This is a genomic window from Achromobacter aegrifaciens (assembly GCF_902859965.1).
Classification (GTDB): domain Bacteria; phylum Pseudomonadota; class Gammaproteobacteria; order Burkholderiales; family Burkholderiaceae_B; genus Achromobacter; species Achromobacter aegrifaciens.
On record NZ_CADIKO010000001.1, the window covers coordinates 880824 to 896430 of the forward strand.

Annotated in this window: 12 protein-coding genes; 5 read left to right on the forward strand and 7 right to left on the reverse strand. The window is 67.2% G+C overall.

The window, feature by feature from the left end:
- The first annotated feature begins 3 nt into the window (after positions 1-3).
- A complete protein-coding gene (locus HV793_RS04120; RefSeq protein WP_175212727.1) occupies positions 4-822 on the forward strand; it encodes an SDR family oxidoreductase in 819 nt (272 codons plus the stop codon).
- Between the two features lie 9 nt (positions 823-831).
- Here HV793_RS04120 and HV793_RS04125 read toward each other — a convergent pair whose 3' ends face one another.
- A complete protein-coding gene (locus tag HV793_RS04125; protein ID WP_175212728.1) occupies positions 832-1761 on the reverse strand; it encodes a LysR family transcriptional regulator in 930 nt (309 codons plus the stop codon).
- Positions 1762-1858: 97 nt separating this feature from the next.
- On the reverse strand, positions 1859-3388 hold the full coding sequence (locus tag HV793_RS04130; protein WP_175212729.1) for a DUF1254 domain-containing protein: 1530 nt from the start codon (positions 3386-3388) through the stop codon (positions 1859-1861).
- A gap of 144 nt (positions 3389-3532) precedes the next feature.
- On the opposite strand from HV793_RS04130, the gene HV793_RS04135 reads away from it, so the two are divergent.
- Complete coding sequence (locus tag HV793_RS04135) at positions 3533-4120, forward strand: hypothetical protein (protein WP_125470304.1); 588 nt, start codon at positions 3533-3535, stop codon at positions 4118-4120.
- Positions 4121-4141: 21 nt separating this feature from the next.
- Here HV793_RS04135 and HV793_RS04140 read toward each other — a convergent pair whose 3' ends face one another.
- The 3 genes from HV793_RS04140 to HV793_RS04150 form a co-directional block, all read right to left on the reverse strand.
- Positions 4142-5803, reverse strand: coding sequence for a hypothetical protein (locus HV793_RS04140; RefSeq protein ID WP_175212730.1), 1662 nt, complete (start codon positions 5801-5803; stop codon positions 4142-4144).
- 101 nt (positions 5804-5904) lie between these two features.
- Positions 5905-6453: an ureidoglycolate lyase gene (locus tag HV793_RS04145; protein WP_054458830.1), complete on the reverse strand. Its 549-nt coding sequence runs from the start codon at positions 6451-6453 to the stop codon at positions 5905-5907.
- A complete protein-coding gene (locus tag HV793_RS04150; RefSeq protein ID WP_054458828.1) occupies positions 6450-6689 on the reverse strand; it encodes an Arm DNA-binding domain-containing protein in 240 nt (79 codons plus the stop codon). The genes HV793_RS04145 and HV793_RS04150 overlap by 4 nt, the downstream gene beginning before the upstream one ends.
- Positions 6690-6772: 83 nt before the next feature.
- Here HV793_RS04150 and HV793_RS04155 point away from each other — a divergent pair, with 83 nt between their 5' ends.
- A complete protein-coding gene (locus HV793_RS04155) occupies positions 6773-7153 on the forward strand; it encodes a cupin domain-containing protein (protein WP_054458825.1) in 381 nt (126 codons plus the stop codon).
- Between the two features lie 8 nt (positions 7154-7161).
- Here HV793_RS04155 and HV793_RS04160 read toward each other — a convergent pair whose 3' ends face one another.
- Positions 7162-8403, reverse strand: coding sequence for an MFS transporter (locus HV793_RS04160; RefSeq protein WP_054458823.1), 1242 nt, complete (start codon positions 8401-8403; stop codon positions 7162-7164).
- Between the two features lie 314 nt (positions 8404-8717).
- Between HV793_RS04160 and HV793_RS04165 the strand changes: the two genes are divergently transcribed.
- Both HV793_RS04165 and HV793_RS04170 read left to right on the forward strand, forming a co-directional pair.
- Positions 8718-11807: a WG repeat-containing protein gene (locus HV793_RS04165; RefSeq protein ID WP_175212731.1), complete on the forward strand. Its 3090-nt coding sequence runs from the start codon at positions 8718-8720 to the stop codon at positions 11805-11807.
- A complete protein-coding gene (locus tag HV793_RS04170) occupies positions 11804-14674 on the forward strand; it encodes a WG repeat-containing protein (RefSeq protein WP_175212732.1) in 2871 nt (956 codons plus the stop codon). Before HV793_RS04165 ends, HV793_RS04170 begins: the two co-directional genes overlap by 4 nt.
- 10 nt (positions 14675-14684) lie before the next feature.
- Here the strand turns inward: HV793_RS04170 and HV793_RS04175 are convergent, their stop codons facing one another.
- Positions 14685-15545: an isocitrate lyase/PEP mutase family protein gene (locus HV793_RS04175; protein WP_119451688.1), complete on the reverse strand. Its 861-nt coding sequence runs from the start codon at positions 15543-15545 to the stop codon at positions 14685-14687.
- Between the last annotated feature and the right edge of the window lie 62 nt (positions 15546-15607).

Genomic DNA, 15607 nt, shown 5'->3' on the forward strand with positions numbered 1-15607 from the left:
GGCATGACTATGAAGAACGTTGTTCCGGGGGACATTTCCGCGTTGCCCGTGGATCTGTCCGGCAAGCGCGTCATCGTGACCGCGGGCGCCGCCGGTATCGGCGCGGCAATCGCCGCCGCATTCGCGGACCGCGGCGCCAAGGTGCACGTCTGCGATGTGGATGAGCAGGCGCTGGCGGCCTGCCCTCACCCCTGGTCGCGCGCCGACGTGAGCCGGCGCGAAGAGATCGACCGCTATATGCAGGAAGCGCTGGCGCAGCTGGGCGGCCTGGACGTGCTGGTCAACAACGCCGGCATCGCCGGCCCCACGGCAGGGATCGCGGACATCCAGCGGCAGGAACTGGACGCCACGCTGGACATTAATCTGGCATCGCAATTCCACACGGTGCGGCATGCGCTGCCGGCGCTGCGTACCTCGGGCGGCGGCAGCATCATCAACATCAGTTCGGTGGCGGGCCGCATGGGCATCCCCATGCGCACGCCCTACGCAGCGACCAAATGGGGCGTGGTGGGCTTGACGCGTTCGCTCGCGGTCGAACTGGGCGGCCATGGCATCCGCGTCAACGCGCTGCTGCCCGGACTGGTGGCGGGGCCGCGGATCGACCGCGTGATCGAGGCGCGTGCCCGGAACATGGGCCTGACCGTGGAAGAAGAGACCCGGCTGGAGCTGGCCGGCGTCAGCCTGCGGCAGTTCGTGCGGGCCGCCGACATCGCCAACATGGCTTTGTTCCTGGCCAGCCCGTTCGGAGCGATGATCAGCGGGCAGGCGATCAGCATAGACGGCGACCTGCAATCGCTGCCCTGGCAGCCGCCGGCGGAGTAAGGCCGCCGTCTATTCCAGCAACTGGACCGTATGCGCATAGACGCCCTGGCGACGGTCCTGAGCCGTGGCGCGCAGGGCGTCCAGCAGCCGCTCGGCCAGGTCCTGGCCGCGCTCTTCCTGGCGGGTGATGAGGTAGAAATCGAACCACTGCCGCGACGCCAGGGGCCGGGCGACCAGATCGGGATAGGCCGCCACGATGTCCCAGGCGGAGAGCGCATTGACCAGGCTGATGCCCCGGACCGCCCGCACCGTGCTGGGCAGCAGCGACATGTGCGCCCGCATGCCCGAGCTAAGCAACAGCGTATCCGCGATGTCGCCCTGGGCCACTACATAGTCGGACCACAAGGGCTTCACATAGGTGTCTGGCGGTACATCGGCCGCCGCGATGGTGTCGCGCCCGGCCAAGGGGTGGTCGCGATGCGCGATGGCCATGACGTCGGCGCGCAGAAACGGCGTGAACGCCAGGCGGGCGCTGTCGCGCTCCACCGCGCCAAGGCCGAAGTCCGCGCGCATGGTTTCGACCGCGCTGATGGCCTGCACGGATGATTCGATGTCGATGGAAAAAGGCCGGGTGCCGTTGGCGTCCAGATAGCGCCGCACCGCGTCGGGCGCGTAGCCCAGCGCCAGCGCGGGCGAAGACGCGATGCGCAGGCCGCGCCCGCCGAATTGTTCGATGCTGTGCAGGGCCTCGTCGATGCGGACCAGCTCGTCCAGCACGAACTTGGCCTCGCTGTACAGGTACTGTCCGGCCTCGGTCGGACGCAAGGTCTTGTGGGACCGGTCAAACAGCTGCACGCCGGTCGCGCCTTCCAGGCGGGATATCGCGTGGCTGACCGCCGGCTGCGTCAGGTGCATGGACTGCGCGGCCTGCCGGGTCGATCCGGTCATGACCACCGCGTAGAAAATGCGCAGGTCGTGAATATTGAAATTGCGCTTCATGCGGCGCGAGCCTCCCTGGGTGGTCGGTTGCCCGACTGCGCCCGGCCGGACGTCGATGGCCGGCCTGCGCGAGGCCTTCTTGTAGCCCAGACCGCCGCTAGTGTCGAACCTGGAGCGGGGAAGGCGCGGACCGCGCCTGCGGCGCCTGTCTGGCCCGCTCAATCTGCGGCGAAGTCCACTTTCCTTCCAGCAGCGCGGGCTTGGGCCAGTAGTACCGCAACGTGACCATGAAGGGCCCCGCCGGCGCGGGCAGCCAGTTGGACTCTTTGCCCTTGCCGGGCGACTCCGACTGGATGTAGATCGTGATGCCGCCATCGCGATCGCGTTTGAGCGACGGCAGCATGGACGAATTGATCAGGTACCGCTTGAGCGGATTGGACGCCAGCAGCTGTTCGGGCAGGCGATACATGGTCATGGACCAGAATGCGTTGACGGGCGGCAGGCTGCGCGGGGCGAAGCGCAAGGTGTATTTGTTGCGGCCGTCCAGCGGCTGGCCTGTGCTGTCGTTTTCCAACACGGGATAGAGCGCTTCCTCGCGGCTGTTGCCGCCGATGCCGACCTGCGTGCCGGTGGCGCGTGCGAGGTAATCGTTCTTCAGCGTATTGCGGTCGCCGAAGAGCCGATCGGTCTTGCCATTCAGGGCCTCGCGGTTCTTGTCGATATCGTTCTGGCCGTCGTGCATGCCTTCCTGCAAGGCGCGGCGCAACGCGGGGTTCATGCTGTTGAAGTCGAACTCCCGGCCGGGTTCCAGGCCGATGCTGGCAAAGCGTTCGCGCAATGATTGTTCCGAAGAATGGGTCGGCGCGAACTGCAGCAGGAAGGCAAGCTGGTTGTAGAACTCCAGCGAACTGCGCATCTGCGCGGGCGGCTCGGGCGCTATCCAGTCCACCGCCGGCGCCGGTTCCGGCGCGCGCTGCTTGCGGTAGGCGGACAGCGCCTGGATCTTGTAGCGTGACTGGATGCGCTTGACGTTGGGCAGGTCGCCCGCATTAAAGAGCTGGGTGCGCCCGACCAGATTGACCAGATCGGTCTCCGACCGGATTACCTTGGTGATGCCTGCCGGCGCCTTGCCCTTCCAGCGCGGGCCGGCCACCAGGAACCGGCCGCCGCCATTGCCCGTGCTGCGGCTGCCGATGTAGGCGAAGTTGTAGGTGTACAGGTCCATCAGCTGCAGCACGAAGTAGCGGCGCGGCTCCATGGCGGGCACGGTGATGACCACGGGTTCGGCGCGCAGGTCCAGCACCGCGAAGGTGTACGGCGTGTCGGCGTTGGGCGTGACGAAGGCGGTGTCTTCGGGCGTGAAGACGCGCGCGACGTTGTTGACCGTATTGAACGGACCTTTGTACTGGGGGTTGTTCTTGTCGATGCTGAAGGCATGCATGGTCTGGTAGCTTGCGACCATGGGCGTGCCGTAGAGATAGGCTTCGCGGGCGATGGCGCGCGCCTGCTGCGCGGTGACGCCGTCGATGCCTACCGATTGCGAACCGCTCGAATCATGGGAGTTGAAGGCGCATCCCGCCAGTCCGCCCGCCAGCGCGGCCGCGACCATCAGGCGCGCCGCCATCAGCGCGGGACCGCTGCCGCGGACCTTGGAGGAAAATCCAGTGCTACTCTGGCTATCGCGCATCCGGTGCTCCAACACAACACTGCGTGAGGTTGGCGACGCCCATGCGGCCGGCATCGCATTCAAAGCGTAAAGTCCGGGGAATTCTGGCATATTTCCTGGCGATGTAGAAGAAACAGCGAGCCAGAACAGGAACAGCACCAGCCCATGCATACGCAAGATCCGGCCGCGGAATACCCGCAGATGAACATACGCGCGTCCTCTTACTTCGTGCTGCAGGCGACGCATGCGTGCACGCGCTGCGGCGAAGAAACGCCGGTGCACGCCCTGGCGGTGCCGCCCGGCCATCAATGCACGGAAGCCGACATCGAGCTGGACGAAGCCGATGCCGACAGCCCCGGGCTGAGCCCCACGGATTTCAGCACGTGGCTGTTCAGCCCGCCGCAATGGCTGGATATTGCCGATCCCGCGCTGATTTCCCAGACCGGGCTGCTGTCGCCCGCGGTGGCGCAGGCCATGCAGGCACTGTCTCCCCACTACCGCCAGAACCCCGACAACCAAGGGCAATGGACCAACTTTTGCGCCCACTGCGGCAAGCCGATATGGGAGGGCGATCTATACCCGACACCGGGCCAGGCTTTCAGCCCCGCGGACGCCGAGGCGGCCGCGCGAATCCAGGTCCACAAGGTGGAAGAGCCATTCGGGGCCTACTACGGCATGTGCTGGACAGCCAACTACCGCAACAAGTGGCCGCTGTTCGCCCGCCTGGGCTACGAATACAGCGAAGCGGATTGACGGCGAGGGTGGCTCCGCACTCTAGCGGGACGCCTTGCCCGCCACGAATTCCAGCCCCTGCCTGGCCACGTCGAACACGGGGTAGGCCAGCGACTGCATCTTGATCATGGTGTCCAGCACCGCCGTCAACACCGACTGCCCGCCCGCGGCTTGCGTCCACGCCTGGTAGGTGGGATGCGAGGTCAGCGGCGTGCTGATGGCCGCGCGCGCCAGCAGGCAGACCAGCAGCACCGCGGCCAATAGCGCCCCCGCCTTGACCAGCGGACTCCTGAAGCGCCAGCCGCTCGCAAGCTGCGCCAGCAGCAGGTTGGTCTTGCCGATGTGGACCAGGGCGCCCAGCAGCGACAGCGTCAGGGCGAACACGGGCGCGATCATGGCTTCATAGGCCTTTTTTCCTTCGGCCTCGCGCTTGCCGCCGGCGCCGTAGTCGCGGGCCTGGCTGCGGTAGTCCTGCAGGCGGTCCATGGTGCGGCCGGCCAGCACCGGCTGGTAGTAGCGCTTGTTGAATTCGTCCGCCGAGATCACGGCCAGCGTCAGGCGCGCCACCTTTTCCGGATAGCCCAGGCTCATGCGCCATTTCTTCTGCACGACCGGATGCGCGGCAAACGCCTCCAGCCCCAGGTTGGGCGGCATGCCTTCCAGTTCGCGTTGCAGCGCCTCGTCCATCTGCTTGCGGTACTTCTGCTGCGCCAGGCGCACGAAGTAGGCTTTGTCGCCGGTGCGCCAGGAATCGGGCACGTCCAGCCCCATCTTGCGCACTTCGTCCCGCACGCGCGGCGCCACGAAGCCGGGTACCAGCTCGCCGCTGCGGTCGCGCAGGCGGGCGCGGCCCCACTTGCGGTTCTTGGCGTCCAGCCGGTCCAGGTAGTGTTCCCAATCGCGCTCGGCGCGCGCCGGGATTCGCGCCAGTTCTTTCTGGTGGTTCTGGATGCCGCGCTCGTAGAAGTATTTGTGGCGGCCGCGGATATCTTCCTGGCTGTCGACGAAACGCTGGTACTCCGCGTCCCGCCCGCCCACGTTCTGTTCGATCACGGCGCGCACCACCTCGGGCGCGATCGCCATGGTCTGCCGGCGCGCCGCGTCGGATTGCGCGGCCATGTAGGACACCACGCCCACGAAAGCCTTGCCGGCCACCGACTGTGCATTCTCGTCGGCCCATAGCCCATCGAGCATGCTGGCGCTTACGGTGCCGGTGGCCAGCCCTTGACGCAGCAAGGCGCCAGTGACGGCGGCGGCGCGGCTTTCAGCGGTGGAGCTGTCCACCAGGGAGTCGATCAGCTTGCGCTCCCCCTGATACACCGCAGTGATGATGGCCAGCGACACAACGATCAACAACGGCACCGTGATCCGCCATCGGCGGGTGCGCGCGAAAATGACGGGCCAGACCAGCAGGGCCACGGCAAAGCCCGAAATCAGGCGTCCCCATGCCTCGGCCGTGTCCACGCGGTTGCTGGCGTTTTCAGACATCACGTCCAGCAGCCAGGCGCTGAAGCTGAATTCGATGTAGAGATACAGCAGCGTGACCACGGTCAGGACACGCAGGCCGCGGGCCTTGGGATCGCGGGTCAGGAAGCGCTGGCGCAGGCGCTGCCAGCGGGTGGGCGGCGGATTGGGTGTTTGGGTGGCCTGCTTTATCTTGGCTGCGAGATTTCGTCTCAGCGCCTCGATCGATACTTCACTCATGGGGGAATTCTTGGGTTGCTATGACCGGAGGCGGCAGTCTGCCATCCCGCCTGCCTGCCGGTAAGCGGGAATACGCCGCGACTAGCGGCGAAGATCAGCGTTTAGGCGGCCTGGGCCTGGGCTTCGAGCCGTTGGACCGGAATCGCGACAATGGCGCTTTCGCTGGCGGAAGCATCCGTGGTCAGGTGCTGGATCAGGTCCACTGTGGTGGAACGGCGGGTCAGCATCAGGCAGGTGACTTCCTCGTCCGTGACGCGCGTGGCGTGCCAGCAGCCCGGGCGCATGCAGACGCCCTGCCCCTGCGGCACGCGGAATGCCGCGAGCGTGGCCAGGTCCGGACTGCCGTCAGCCGCGCTGCGCGCCACGACCTGGATGATCTCGCCCGTCAGCGGCACGATGGCCTGCTGCGTCAGCAGATGCTTTTCCAGGCTGGAGATTTCAAAGGACTGGCTGCGGTAGTTGACCCACAGCAGCTCGGCGTCGCCGCCGGCGCCGGTGTTGAACAGATGCTCCTGCCAGAAGTCAGTATCCGGATTGGAGAACAGCGGCACGCCATTGCCGTCCGGCATGGGCTTGCCCAGCATCCAACCGTAGGCCCTGAAGGCGTCCGGCGTCAGATCGTTGATGTCCAGCTGCTTGTCGCTCGTCATGCGGAACCCTGTGGTGGCTTGGTCGCGCCGCCGCGCTTGGGAAACTCGGCGTCGTAGTCGAATTCGCCGCGCGCGATGGCCTCGAGAATGGCGGCCCGCCTGTCGGCGGCGCGCTTGAGGTTGGCGGCGGTGGGCTTGGCCCGGATGCGTTCGACGCAATGCCGGCCTTCATAGAAGAAGCCGATCTCGATGGAAGACTCGGACGCGGGCCTGACCCCGTCGAATCCCTGGCGCATCGCCCTCTCCTGTTATAGCCGATGAAGATGCACATGATATCGCTTTACACTGGCCCGACACTCCTCACCCCAGGAAGCGCAACATGACTACCAATCTGTCGTCGCACTATCTCCTGCTGGACGCCTCAGGCGCCTGTAGTGCCGTCGAAGGCGGCAACGCCTTCTGGTCGCAGCCCGAAGAGGAACTGGAGCGGTTCGGCCGCGGCTGGCTGGTGTCCGAATACGCCTTCGAAAAGGACTGGCCGCAATGGGAAATGCACCCGCAGGCCGACGAGGTCTTGCGCCTGATCGAAGGCGCCGCGGAATTGCGGCTGGAATGGCCGACGGGCGAGCAGGCCGTGCGGATGCAGGCGGGCGACGCCTATGTGGTCCCCAAGGGCATCTGGCACACGCTCAAGGTGGCCGGTCCCTGCCGCATGCTGCACATCACCATGGGCGCGGGCACGCAGCACCGGCCGCTGTAGGCCACCCGCTATCCGGGCGCGCCCGCGGTGCGGACGCGGGGAATCTCGCGGTCGTCTATCGGCCAATGCAGCGCCGCCGACAGCACGCCCAGCGCCATCGCGCCCAGCCAGATCAGGTCGTAGGACCCCGTGGCCTCGAACACCACGCCGCCCAGCCACACGCCCAGGAAGGAACCGAGCTGGTGGCCGAAGAACACGAAGCCGAACAGGGTCGTGATGTAGCGCACGCCGAACACCTGGGATATCAGCCCGTTGGTGAGCGGCACCGTGCCCAGCCAGACAAAGCCCATGACCGCCGCGAACACATATACGGTCCACGACGACAGCGGCAGCAGCACGAACAGCGCGATGGCGGCCGTGCGCAGCAGGTAGATGCCGGCCAGCAGGTACTTGCGGCGGTGGCGTCCGCCCAGGACGCCGCAGACATAAGTGCCCATGACGTTGGTCAGCGCGATGATGGCCAACGCCGCCACCGCGTCGGACGCGCGCAGGCCTTTGTCCATCAGGTAGGCGGGCAAATGCGTGCCGATGAAGGCCAGCTGGAAACCGCAGGCCAGGAAACCCAGGTTCAGCAACCAGAAGCCGGGCTGGGCGAAGGCCTCGCGTATGGCCGCGGACATGGACAGCCCCGCCTCGCCCGCGGACGCGCCCTGCTCCCGGCCGGGAGACTCCCGCAGCGGCCAAGCCAGGGGCAGCAGCACGGCCAACGCCAGCGCGAACGACAGCAGGGCCGCGACCCAGCCCCAGCCGCTGATCAGCCATTGGGCGGCCGGCACCATGGTGAACTGGCCCAGGCCGCCCACGGCGCCCGCCACGCCCAGCGCCCAGCTGCGGCGCTCGGGCGCCACCAGCCGGCTGAGCGCGCCGTAGATCGCGGCAAATGCAGTGCCGGACAGCGCGATGCCTATGCATACCCCGGCGGTCCACAGGAACCCGGCGGGCGTAGTGGCATGCGCCATGCCTACCAACCCCAGCGCATAGAACACCAGCCCGCCCGCGATCACCTTGGCCGAACCGTAGCGGTCGGCAATCATGCCGGTAAAGGGCTGGACCACGCCCCATGTCAGGTTCTGCACCGCCAGCGCCATGGCGAAGGTCTCGCGGCTCCAGCCCCGGTCCATCGTGACGGGCAGGAGGAACAGGCCCTGCACGTGGCGCACGCCCAGCGCCAGGCCCATGATGACGCCGCCGGCCAGCACCAGCAGCAACAGCTGAGAAGCATCCAGTGAAGACTTGCGCAGGACGGGCATGGCGGACCTCGGCAGTGGAACGTCGCCTGCGTGCGAGCAGGCACCGGCGTCCATTACAGGGCCGCACGACGCGCGCATCAACCGATTATTTTTTGTCCGCTGCATGCATGGCGGGAATGCCAGCGCTGCCCCTTTCCGGACAGCGGCGGCAGTGTTGTTAACGGTTTGTTTTCTAAAGTTACATTTGCCGCGCAATTGCCCGCTGACGCTGGTTACAGTGCTGCCTTTCCCATCATTCTTGGCAGGCATACGACCATGTGGCACGCCCAGCCCGGCCTTTACGCTTGCGCGGTTGCAGCCCGCGCCGCTGCACAATGAAGACCCCGCTCGCCCTCAAACCCCTGGCGCTGGCCGTGGCGCTGGCCGCCCTGCCCGTCGTGCCTGGCGCGGCGCAGGCCAGGTCCAACTGGATCGACCAGTGCGCCCCTGGCTACAACGAATACAACGGCGCCAACCTGGAATGCCAGCAGGCCTTCCACGAAGGGCTGGCCGCCGTGCTGACCGGATCGGCCGATGACGACGCCGGCCGCTGGGGCTATCTCGACAAGCGAGGCCGCATGGCCATCGCGCCGTCCTTCCAGGAGGCCAAGTCCTTTCAGAACGGCCTGGCCGCCGTGAACCAGGATGGGCTATGGGGCTATATCGATACGCAAGGGCAATGGGCGATCAAGCCGCGCTTTTCCGAGGCAACGGGCTTTAACGCCGAGGGTTCCGCACTGGCCGAGGAAGACGGGCACGATGTGCTGATCGACCGCAAGGGCAACATCATCAAGACCTTCGAGCTGGGCACGCGCTCGTGGGGCTTCCAGCGGGGGCAGAAGCTGGCATCGATGGAGATGCCCATGCCGCCGCGCCTGTTCAATACCGCAACCGGCAAGGCGGCGACGCTGCCTGCCGGCGTCATGGCGCTGGCCGCGCCCAGCGGCGGCTACCTGCCCGCCCAGTTGCGCGATTCGCGCTACAGCGGCTGGTGGGGGCTGCTGGACGAGCAGGCCCGCTGGGCGATCGCGCCGGACGTGTTGCGCGCCCGCGAGCCCGCATTGCGCGACGGCGACGTGCTGGCGGTGAGCCGCGACGCAGGCTGGACGTTCGTGGATCCGCGCGGCAAGACCATCCACAAGCAGCGCTATGAGCACGTGCAACTGGCGGGGCCTGGGCTATGGCTGGTCAAGCAGAAAGGCGCGGGCAAGGCGCTGCTGTTGAACGCCAAGCTCGGCGTCCAGCATGCATTCAAGGGCAATTACATCGGCCTGGATGAACGCGAGGGCTGGCGCGTCATGATCGATGACGAAGCCGTGCTGCTGATCGATCCCGCCGGCAATTTCCGCAAGATAGACGCGCGCCATGGCCGCGTGCAGCTGAGCAACGGACTGGCCTGGGTGACGGCTTCCCTGCCACCGCGCGCCGTGGATATGGCGGTCGACGCGGCCGAGGCCGCGGCAGTGGCAGCCGATGCCGCAGCGGCCGGCGCCGCCGCGGTCCCTGATGACGGTCCCGGAGAGGCGGTGGAGGCCTCGGCCGACGCCGCAATTGCGGCGCAGGAGGCGGTCGCCGCGGCAGCCGCGGCCTCGGAAGCCGAGACCGTGGCCGTCGACGTCGCCACGCCTGCCGCAATGGACGTGGCCGCCGCCGCAGTGGACGCCACCGCGCAAGCGACGAGCGCGGATGCCTCGCCCGACACCGGCGGCGGCCTGCTGCAGATCTATACGCGCGAAGGCAAGCCGCTGCTCGACGCCGACACCGTCGCACGCCTGCAGGACTACGACATCAGGGCCTTTTCCGCGCGCGAGTCCACACACGGCCGGGCCTTCGCGGACAGCTTGCCGCTGGCCCTGTTGCGGCCCCTGGACTATACGCAGCCTCTCGGCATACTGACGTCCAAGGGCAAGATCGTGACCAACCCGGACTGGGAGGACATGTCCAGCTACGACGTGACCATGCCCTTGCCGGTGCGCGCCGCCAACGGCAAGTATGGCGCCATCGACGCCGACGGCAACTGGGCTGTGCAGCCGCGCTACAGCGTCATCCATCCGTTCCGCGGCGGCTACGCGCAGGCGGGCGCGGGGCGCAACCGCAGCGACGGCGACCAGTTGATCGACGCCCGAGGCAAGGCCGTCGCGGTCCCTGCCGAGATACTGGACGGCGCCAGGTACTTCGATGGCGAACTGATCCAGTACCGCGCGCCGGACGAAAACCGCGAGAACCGCTGGGGCATCTGGAATGTCGCCAAGGGTGCGCCCGCCGTCAAGCCGGTGTACGAAAGCATGGAGAAGTTCGAAGACGATTGGACCAAGGTCCAGCACCAGGACCGCTGGGGCGTCATGAACCGCGAGGGCAAATGGGTGGTGCCCGCCACGCAGGACAGCTCGTACAAACTCGAATATCTGGGCAACGGCCTCATGCTGGTCGAGGACAACGCTCCCGGACAACGCTCCCGCAGCTCTTTCGACACCACCTACCGCCTGGTGAACCTGCGCACCGGCAAGCCCAGCGAGCCCGTGACCGGCAAACCTGAGCGCCTGAAGGACGGACGCTACCTGGCCGCGCTGGCGGGCGGCGGAACCATGTTGTTCGACGCCAAGGGCGGCGCCACGCGAGTCTCCGACGGCCGAGCCAAGCGCACGGAGCTCTACCAGCACTGGCTCTACATCGAACATGACGACCGCGAGGGCGCCATCGATGCCCGCGGCAACATGAAGGTTCCCGCCATCTACGGCGAGTTCAATCCCTTCTTCGCGCAGCCCGAGGGACTGGCGCGCGCCTACAACGGCTCCGACTACCGCGTGATCGACCAGGACGGCAAGACCGTGCTGGGCAAGCTGGGCGACGGCTCGCCGCTGGCAACCATGCAGCGCATCGTGTTCCACGACTCGGAAAATTCCGTCAGCATCATGACGGACCTGCAGGGCCGCGAGATCACGCGCATCGACGGCACCTACAGCGTGGAAGACCGCAGCGCCAACGAAGGCGTAGCCCCCTATCGCAGCCGCTCGGGCAACGGCAGGCACGGCTTCATCGATGCCAACGGCAAGCGCATCGTGGGACCGCACTTCGACACGCTGGGCCCGCTGAACAACGGCCTGGCGGTGGCGCGCCGCCTGCAGTATTCCGGCACGCTATATGGCTACATCGACCTGACGGGACGCTATGCGATTCCGCCCGTCTTTACCTGGGCCGGAAACTTCAGCGAAGAACGCGCGCTGGTCCGCAGCAACCATCAGGGCCGGAACACGCAGTACATCGATACCAAGGGCGTGCCCATCGCCACGTTCACCGAGGTATGCGACACGGTGACCATCCTGGACGACCAGGGCAGGATCACCTGGCCGCAGCAGAAAATGGATTGCCCCGTGGCCGACAAGTTCGAACTCGCCCCCGACAACGCCAAAGCGAAACAACCATGAAGTCACGCGCGATACGCACCACCCGCCTTGCCTGCGCCCTGGCCGCGCTGGGCGCGTCCCTGTCGGCGCATGCGCAATACTCGTACTGCATCGAGGAAAAGCCCTACAGCGTCGCAGCCGACGACGACATCAGTCCCTACGCGAACGGCTGCATCCGCACGCTGGCGGACCAACGCGCCGCAGTGCTGCTGCCGTCCGCGCTGGTGAACATCGACCGCGTGCCGCGCGATCATTCGCTGCGCCGCCATGCCTGGGGTTTCCTGGACCAGAACGGCCGGCTGGCGATTTCGCCCATCTTCGAAGCGGTGGGCGATTTCCGTCACGGCCTGGCCGCGGTGAAATGGAAAGGCAAGTGGGGCTTCATCGACACCAAAGGCCGGATGGCGGTGCCGCCGCGCTATGACGCCGTGCAGGACTACGCCGAGATCGGCCTGACCGTGGCCATACTGGACGGCCGCTATCTATTGATAGACCGCAAGGGCCAGCCGGTGGGCGCACCGTTGGACGAAGGCGTGCAGTCCTTGCACGTGGGCGCGGGCGTGCCGGCGCTGGCGACGGTGGAATACAAGCCGGAGTACCGCTCCAGCACCGGCGAACGCCGTTACAGCGATGCCGGCGTCAGCATCATCAAGTCCTATGGCAATGGCCTGTACATCGCCACCAACAAGGAAGGCCGGTACGGCCTGGTGGACCGGGACTGGAAGTGGGTGCTCGAGCCCGACTATCAGGACATCTCGGTGCCGGGCGAAGACGGCTCGATGGCCGTCGCCTATGCCGACGGCGGTGCGCTGCTGCTGGACCTCGATGGCAAGCCCGTGGGCGCTGACCAGGGCTATCGCAGCCTGATGCCCGTGACCAAGGCATTCTGGAGCGCCGAGCTCGGCCGCGGTTCCTATGTGGTGCTGGATAGCGGCGGCAAGCCCGTCGTTACGCTCAAGTCCGCCGAAGCGCAGGAATCGCAGCGCCACGGCGACGCCATCGTCTACCCCTCGGGCGGCAAGCAGATGGCGCTGGTTCCGGGGCGCGCGGAGCCGCTGACGCTGGGCGCGGGCCTGTTCGTGGCCGAGGACCAGAACGGCTACGTGCTGTTCTCGAACGAGGAACGCGTACCGGTTGGCCTGCTGACGCCGATGGGCAACTGGCTGCACGGCGAAACGGCGCCCGCCTGGCTCAAGGACACCGGCAGGATGGTGGTCAGCCAGGGCAAGCTGTGGCTCTTCAAGCAGGAAGGCGAACTGCTCAACGTGCTGGACGATGAAGGCCGCCTGCTGCTCAAGCCCGAAACGGTGGAAGCCGCCAAGAGCCGCTCGCTCAAGGAGCTGCCGCTGGACATACCCGGCAGCGCACTGGGCCTGCTGGCCCAGGACCACTGCCAATGCACCGAGGACGGCGCCGGCCTGCTGCTGGCCGACGGCGGCATTGCCTCCGACCCGGCCTGGCGCAGCATCATCCCGCTGGACGGATCCGACGAGGATTACGGCGCGCAGGCGGATGCGGAAGCCGCCGGACTCAAGGCGGAGCAGCTGCGCTACGCAGCCCAGACCGCCGCAGGCCTGCTGCTGCTCGATGCCGTGGGCAAGCCCATGGATCTGCCCGCGCAGCAGCACATCGGGCCGTTCCGCCATGGTTACGCACCGGCCTACGCCGATGGCGTGAGCCGCATGCTGGACCGCAGCGGCAAGACCTACGACCTGCCCCGCGACTTCTTCGAAGCGCCGATCGTCGCCCCCGGCGTGGTCCGTTTCCTCAAGACCGCAGCCGAGGGCTCGCCCTGGGGCCTGTACGACTTCGTCGCCGGCAAGGAAATCGCCGCGCCCGCGTTCCAGGACATCGGCCTCTTCCAGGACGGCCAGGCGGTCGCCTCGCTGGGCCAGGATCGCGTCGGGATCATCGACCTTAAGGGCAAGTGGATCGTGCCGCCCAGCCACCACAGCGCGGAACGCATCACCGCCAAGATCTGGAAGCTGCGCCAGGCCGGCCCGCAGCAGGAAGAGTACGAACGTCCCGCCGCCGTCTTCAACGCCGAGGGCCGCGCGCTGACCGCCTTCCGGCCCAAGCTCTCGGTCGGCGTGGACAGCGAAGGCTCAATCGCAGCCAGCGACGACAAGCACCGCTGGACCATTGCGCCTGACGGCTCGCAAGCGGTGGACATGGAAGATGCGGACTACGTGCGCATGGGCGACTGGACGGTGCTGCGCCGCCAGCCGCGCCAAGGCTATCTGGACAGCCAGGGGCAATGGCAGATCGCGCCGTCCTCGGCCGTCGCCGGCACCTTCCGCGGCACCCCCGCCCGCGCCCTGCTGACGGGCGAAGACGGTCCGCGCCTGATCGACGACCAGGGCAAGACCGTGACCGCGTTGCCCGCCGGCGAATGGCGCTGGCCGCTGGGCTCCGACATGCTGCTGCGGCATTACTACGCGGGCAACCGGGAGATGACCGACTACACCGGCCTGGACGGCAAGAAGCGGCTTTCCGTCGAGGGCCTTGCGTCAGCCTATTCCGAAGGGCGCGCGGTAACGCGCGTGTCCAACCGCGGCATGCGCGCGCTGGACGGCAAAGGCGCGCTGTCCGGCCCGGCATTCGACGCGCTGGGCCCGCTGCGCGAAGGCCTGGCGCCGGTCGGCATCGATAGCGGCTACGGCTACGTGGATGCGCAGGGCAAGGTCGCGATCGCCGCGGATTACCGGGTGGTCGCGCCCTTCAGCAAGGGCCGCGCGGTGGTATCCACGCTGGAGCAATCGATGATCATCGATCCCACCGGCAAGCAGGTGGCGCGCGTGGAAATGGAATGCGGCATTCGCACGCTGTACGGCTCGCACAACCAGCGGCTGTGGCCGCTGAGCCTGCCGAGCCGCTGCCCCCGCTAGCGCCGCGCGCTTACTGCGTGTCCAGCGCCAGGTAGCGGCGCGTCTGCACGATCTCCTCCCGCTCCTTGAAGCTGGTGAGCTGATCGGCCAGCGCGCTGCTGTCGCCTGTCTGCTTGATGGCCGCAAGCGTGGCCTGCATGGCGTGGATGGCGGCGCGCTGCAGGTCCGATGGGATGATCGCCAGGCGGTAGCCCATGGCCGCCAGGTCGGCCAGCGGCGTGAGCGGCGTCTTGCCGCCGTAGAACATGTTGATGAGCTTCAGGCCCGGCAGGCGTTCGGCGATGGCGCGGATCTGCTCCAGCGTCTCGGGCGCTTCCACGAAGATCATGTCCGCGCCCGCCTTCAGATAGCGCTCGGCGCGCGAAAGCGCGGCCTCGAAACCTTCGACCGCAATGGCGTCGGTGCGCGCGATCACCAGCGCATCGGGGTCGCTCAGCGTCTGGCGCGCGATATGCACCTTGCGGCACATTTCCTCGGCGTCCACCAGGCTCTTGTCGTCCAGGTGGCCGCAGCGCTTGGGGAAGGACTGGTCTTCGATATGGAAGGCCGCCACGCCGGCGCGTTCCATGATGCGCACGGTGCGCTCCACGTTGGCCGAACCGCCAAAGCCGGTGTCGGCATCGGCCACCACCGGCAGGCCGCTGGCGTCCACGATCTTTTCCACGCGATCCATGACCTCGGTGAAGCTGAGCAGGCCGATGTCCGGATAGCCGGCTGCACGCGCGATGGCGCCGCCGCTGGCGTAGACGGCGGAAAAGCCGGCCGCGGCCACCAGCCGGGCCGACATGCCGTCATAGGCGCCGGGCGCCACGACGATGTCGCGGGCCAGGTGCTGGCGCAACAGGGTGCTGGGTTTGATGGAGGCAGTCATGCGGATTCCTTTGCGGGTGTCGTCGATGTATGCATGATCGGCCCGTCACAATAGAATGTCCA

Excerpts from the sequence above, each read along its gene's own strand:
- HV793_RS04120 (WP_175212727.1), top strand. The coding sequence starts at position 4 with ATGACTATGAAGAACGTTGTTCCGGGGGACATTTCCGCGTTGCCCGTG.
- HV793_RS04125 (WP_175212728.1), bottom strand. The coding sequence starts at position 1,761 with ATGAAGCGCAATTTCAATATTCACGACCTGCGCATTTTCTACGCGGTG.
- HV793_RS04130 (WP_175212729.1), bottom strand. The coding sequence starts at position 3,388 with ATGCGCGATAGCCAGAGTAGCACTGGATTTTCCTCCAAGGTCCGCGGC.
- HV793_RS04135 (WP_125470304.1), top strand. The coding sequence starts at position 3,533 with ATGCATACGCAAGATCCGGCCGCGGAATACCCGCAGATGAACATACGC.
- HV793_RS04140 (WP_175212730.1), bottom strand. The coding sequence starts at position 5,803 with ATGAGTGAAGTATCGATCGAGGCGCTGAGACGAAATCTCGCAGCCAAG.
- HV793_RS04145 (WP_054458830.1), bottom strand. The coding sequence starts at position 6,453 with ATGACGAGCGACAAGCAGCTGGACATCAACGATCTGACGCCGGACGCC.
- HV793_RS04150 (WP_054458828.1), bottom strand. The coding sequence starts at position 6,689 with ATGCGCCAGGGATTCGACGGGGTCAGGCCCGCGTCCGAGTCTTCCATC.
- HV793_RS04155 (WP_054458825.1), top strand. The coding sequence starts at position 6,773 with ATGACTACCAATCTGTCGTCGCACTATCTCCTGCTGGACGCCTCAGGC.
- HV793_RS04160 (WP_054458823.1), bottom strand. The coding sequence starts at position 8,403 with ATGCCCGTCCTGCGCAAGTCTTCACTGGATGCTTCTCAGCTGTTGCTG.
- HV793_RS04165 (WP_175212731.1), top strand. The coding sequence starts at position 8,718 with ATGAAGACCCCGCTCGCCCTCAAACCCCTGGCGCTGGCCGTGGCGCTG.
- HV793_RS04170 (WP_175212732.1), top strand. The coding sequence starts at position 11,804 with ATGAAGTCACGCGCGATACGCACCACCCGCCTTGCCTGCGCCCTGGCC.
- HV793_RS04175 (WP_119451688.1), bottom strand. The coding sequence starts at position 15,545 with ATGACTGCCTCCATCAAACCCAGCACCCTGTTGCGCCAGCACCTGGCC.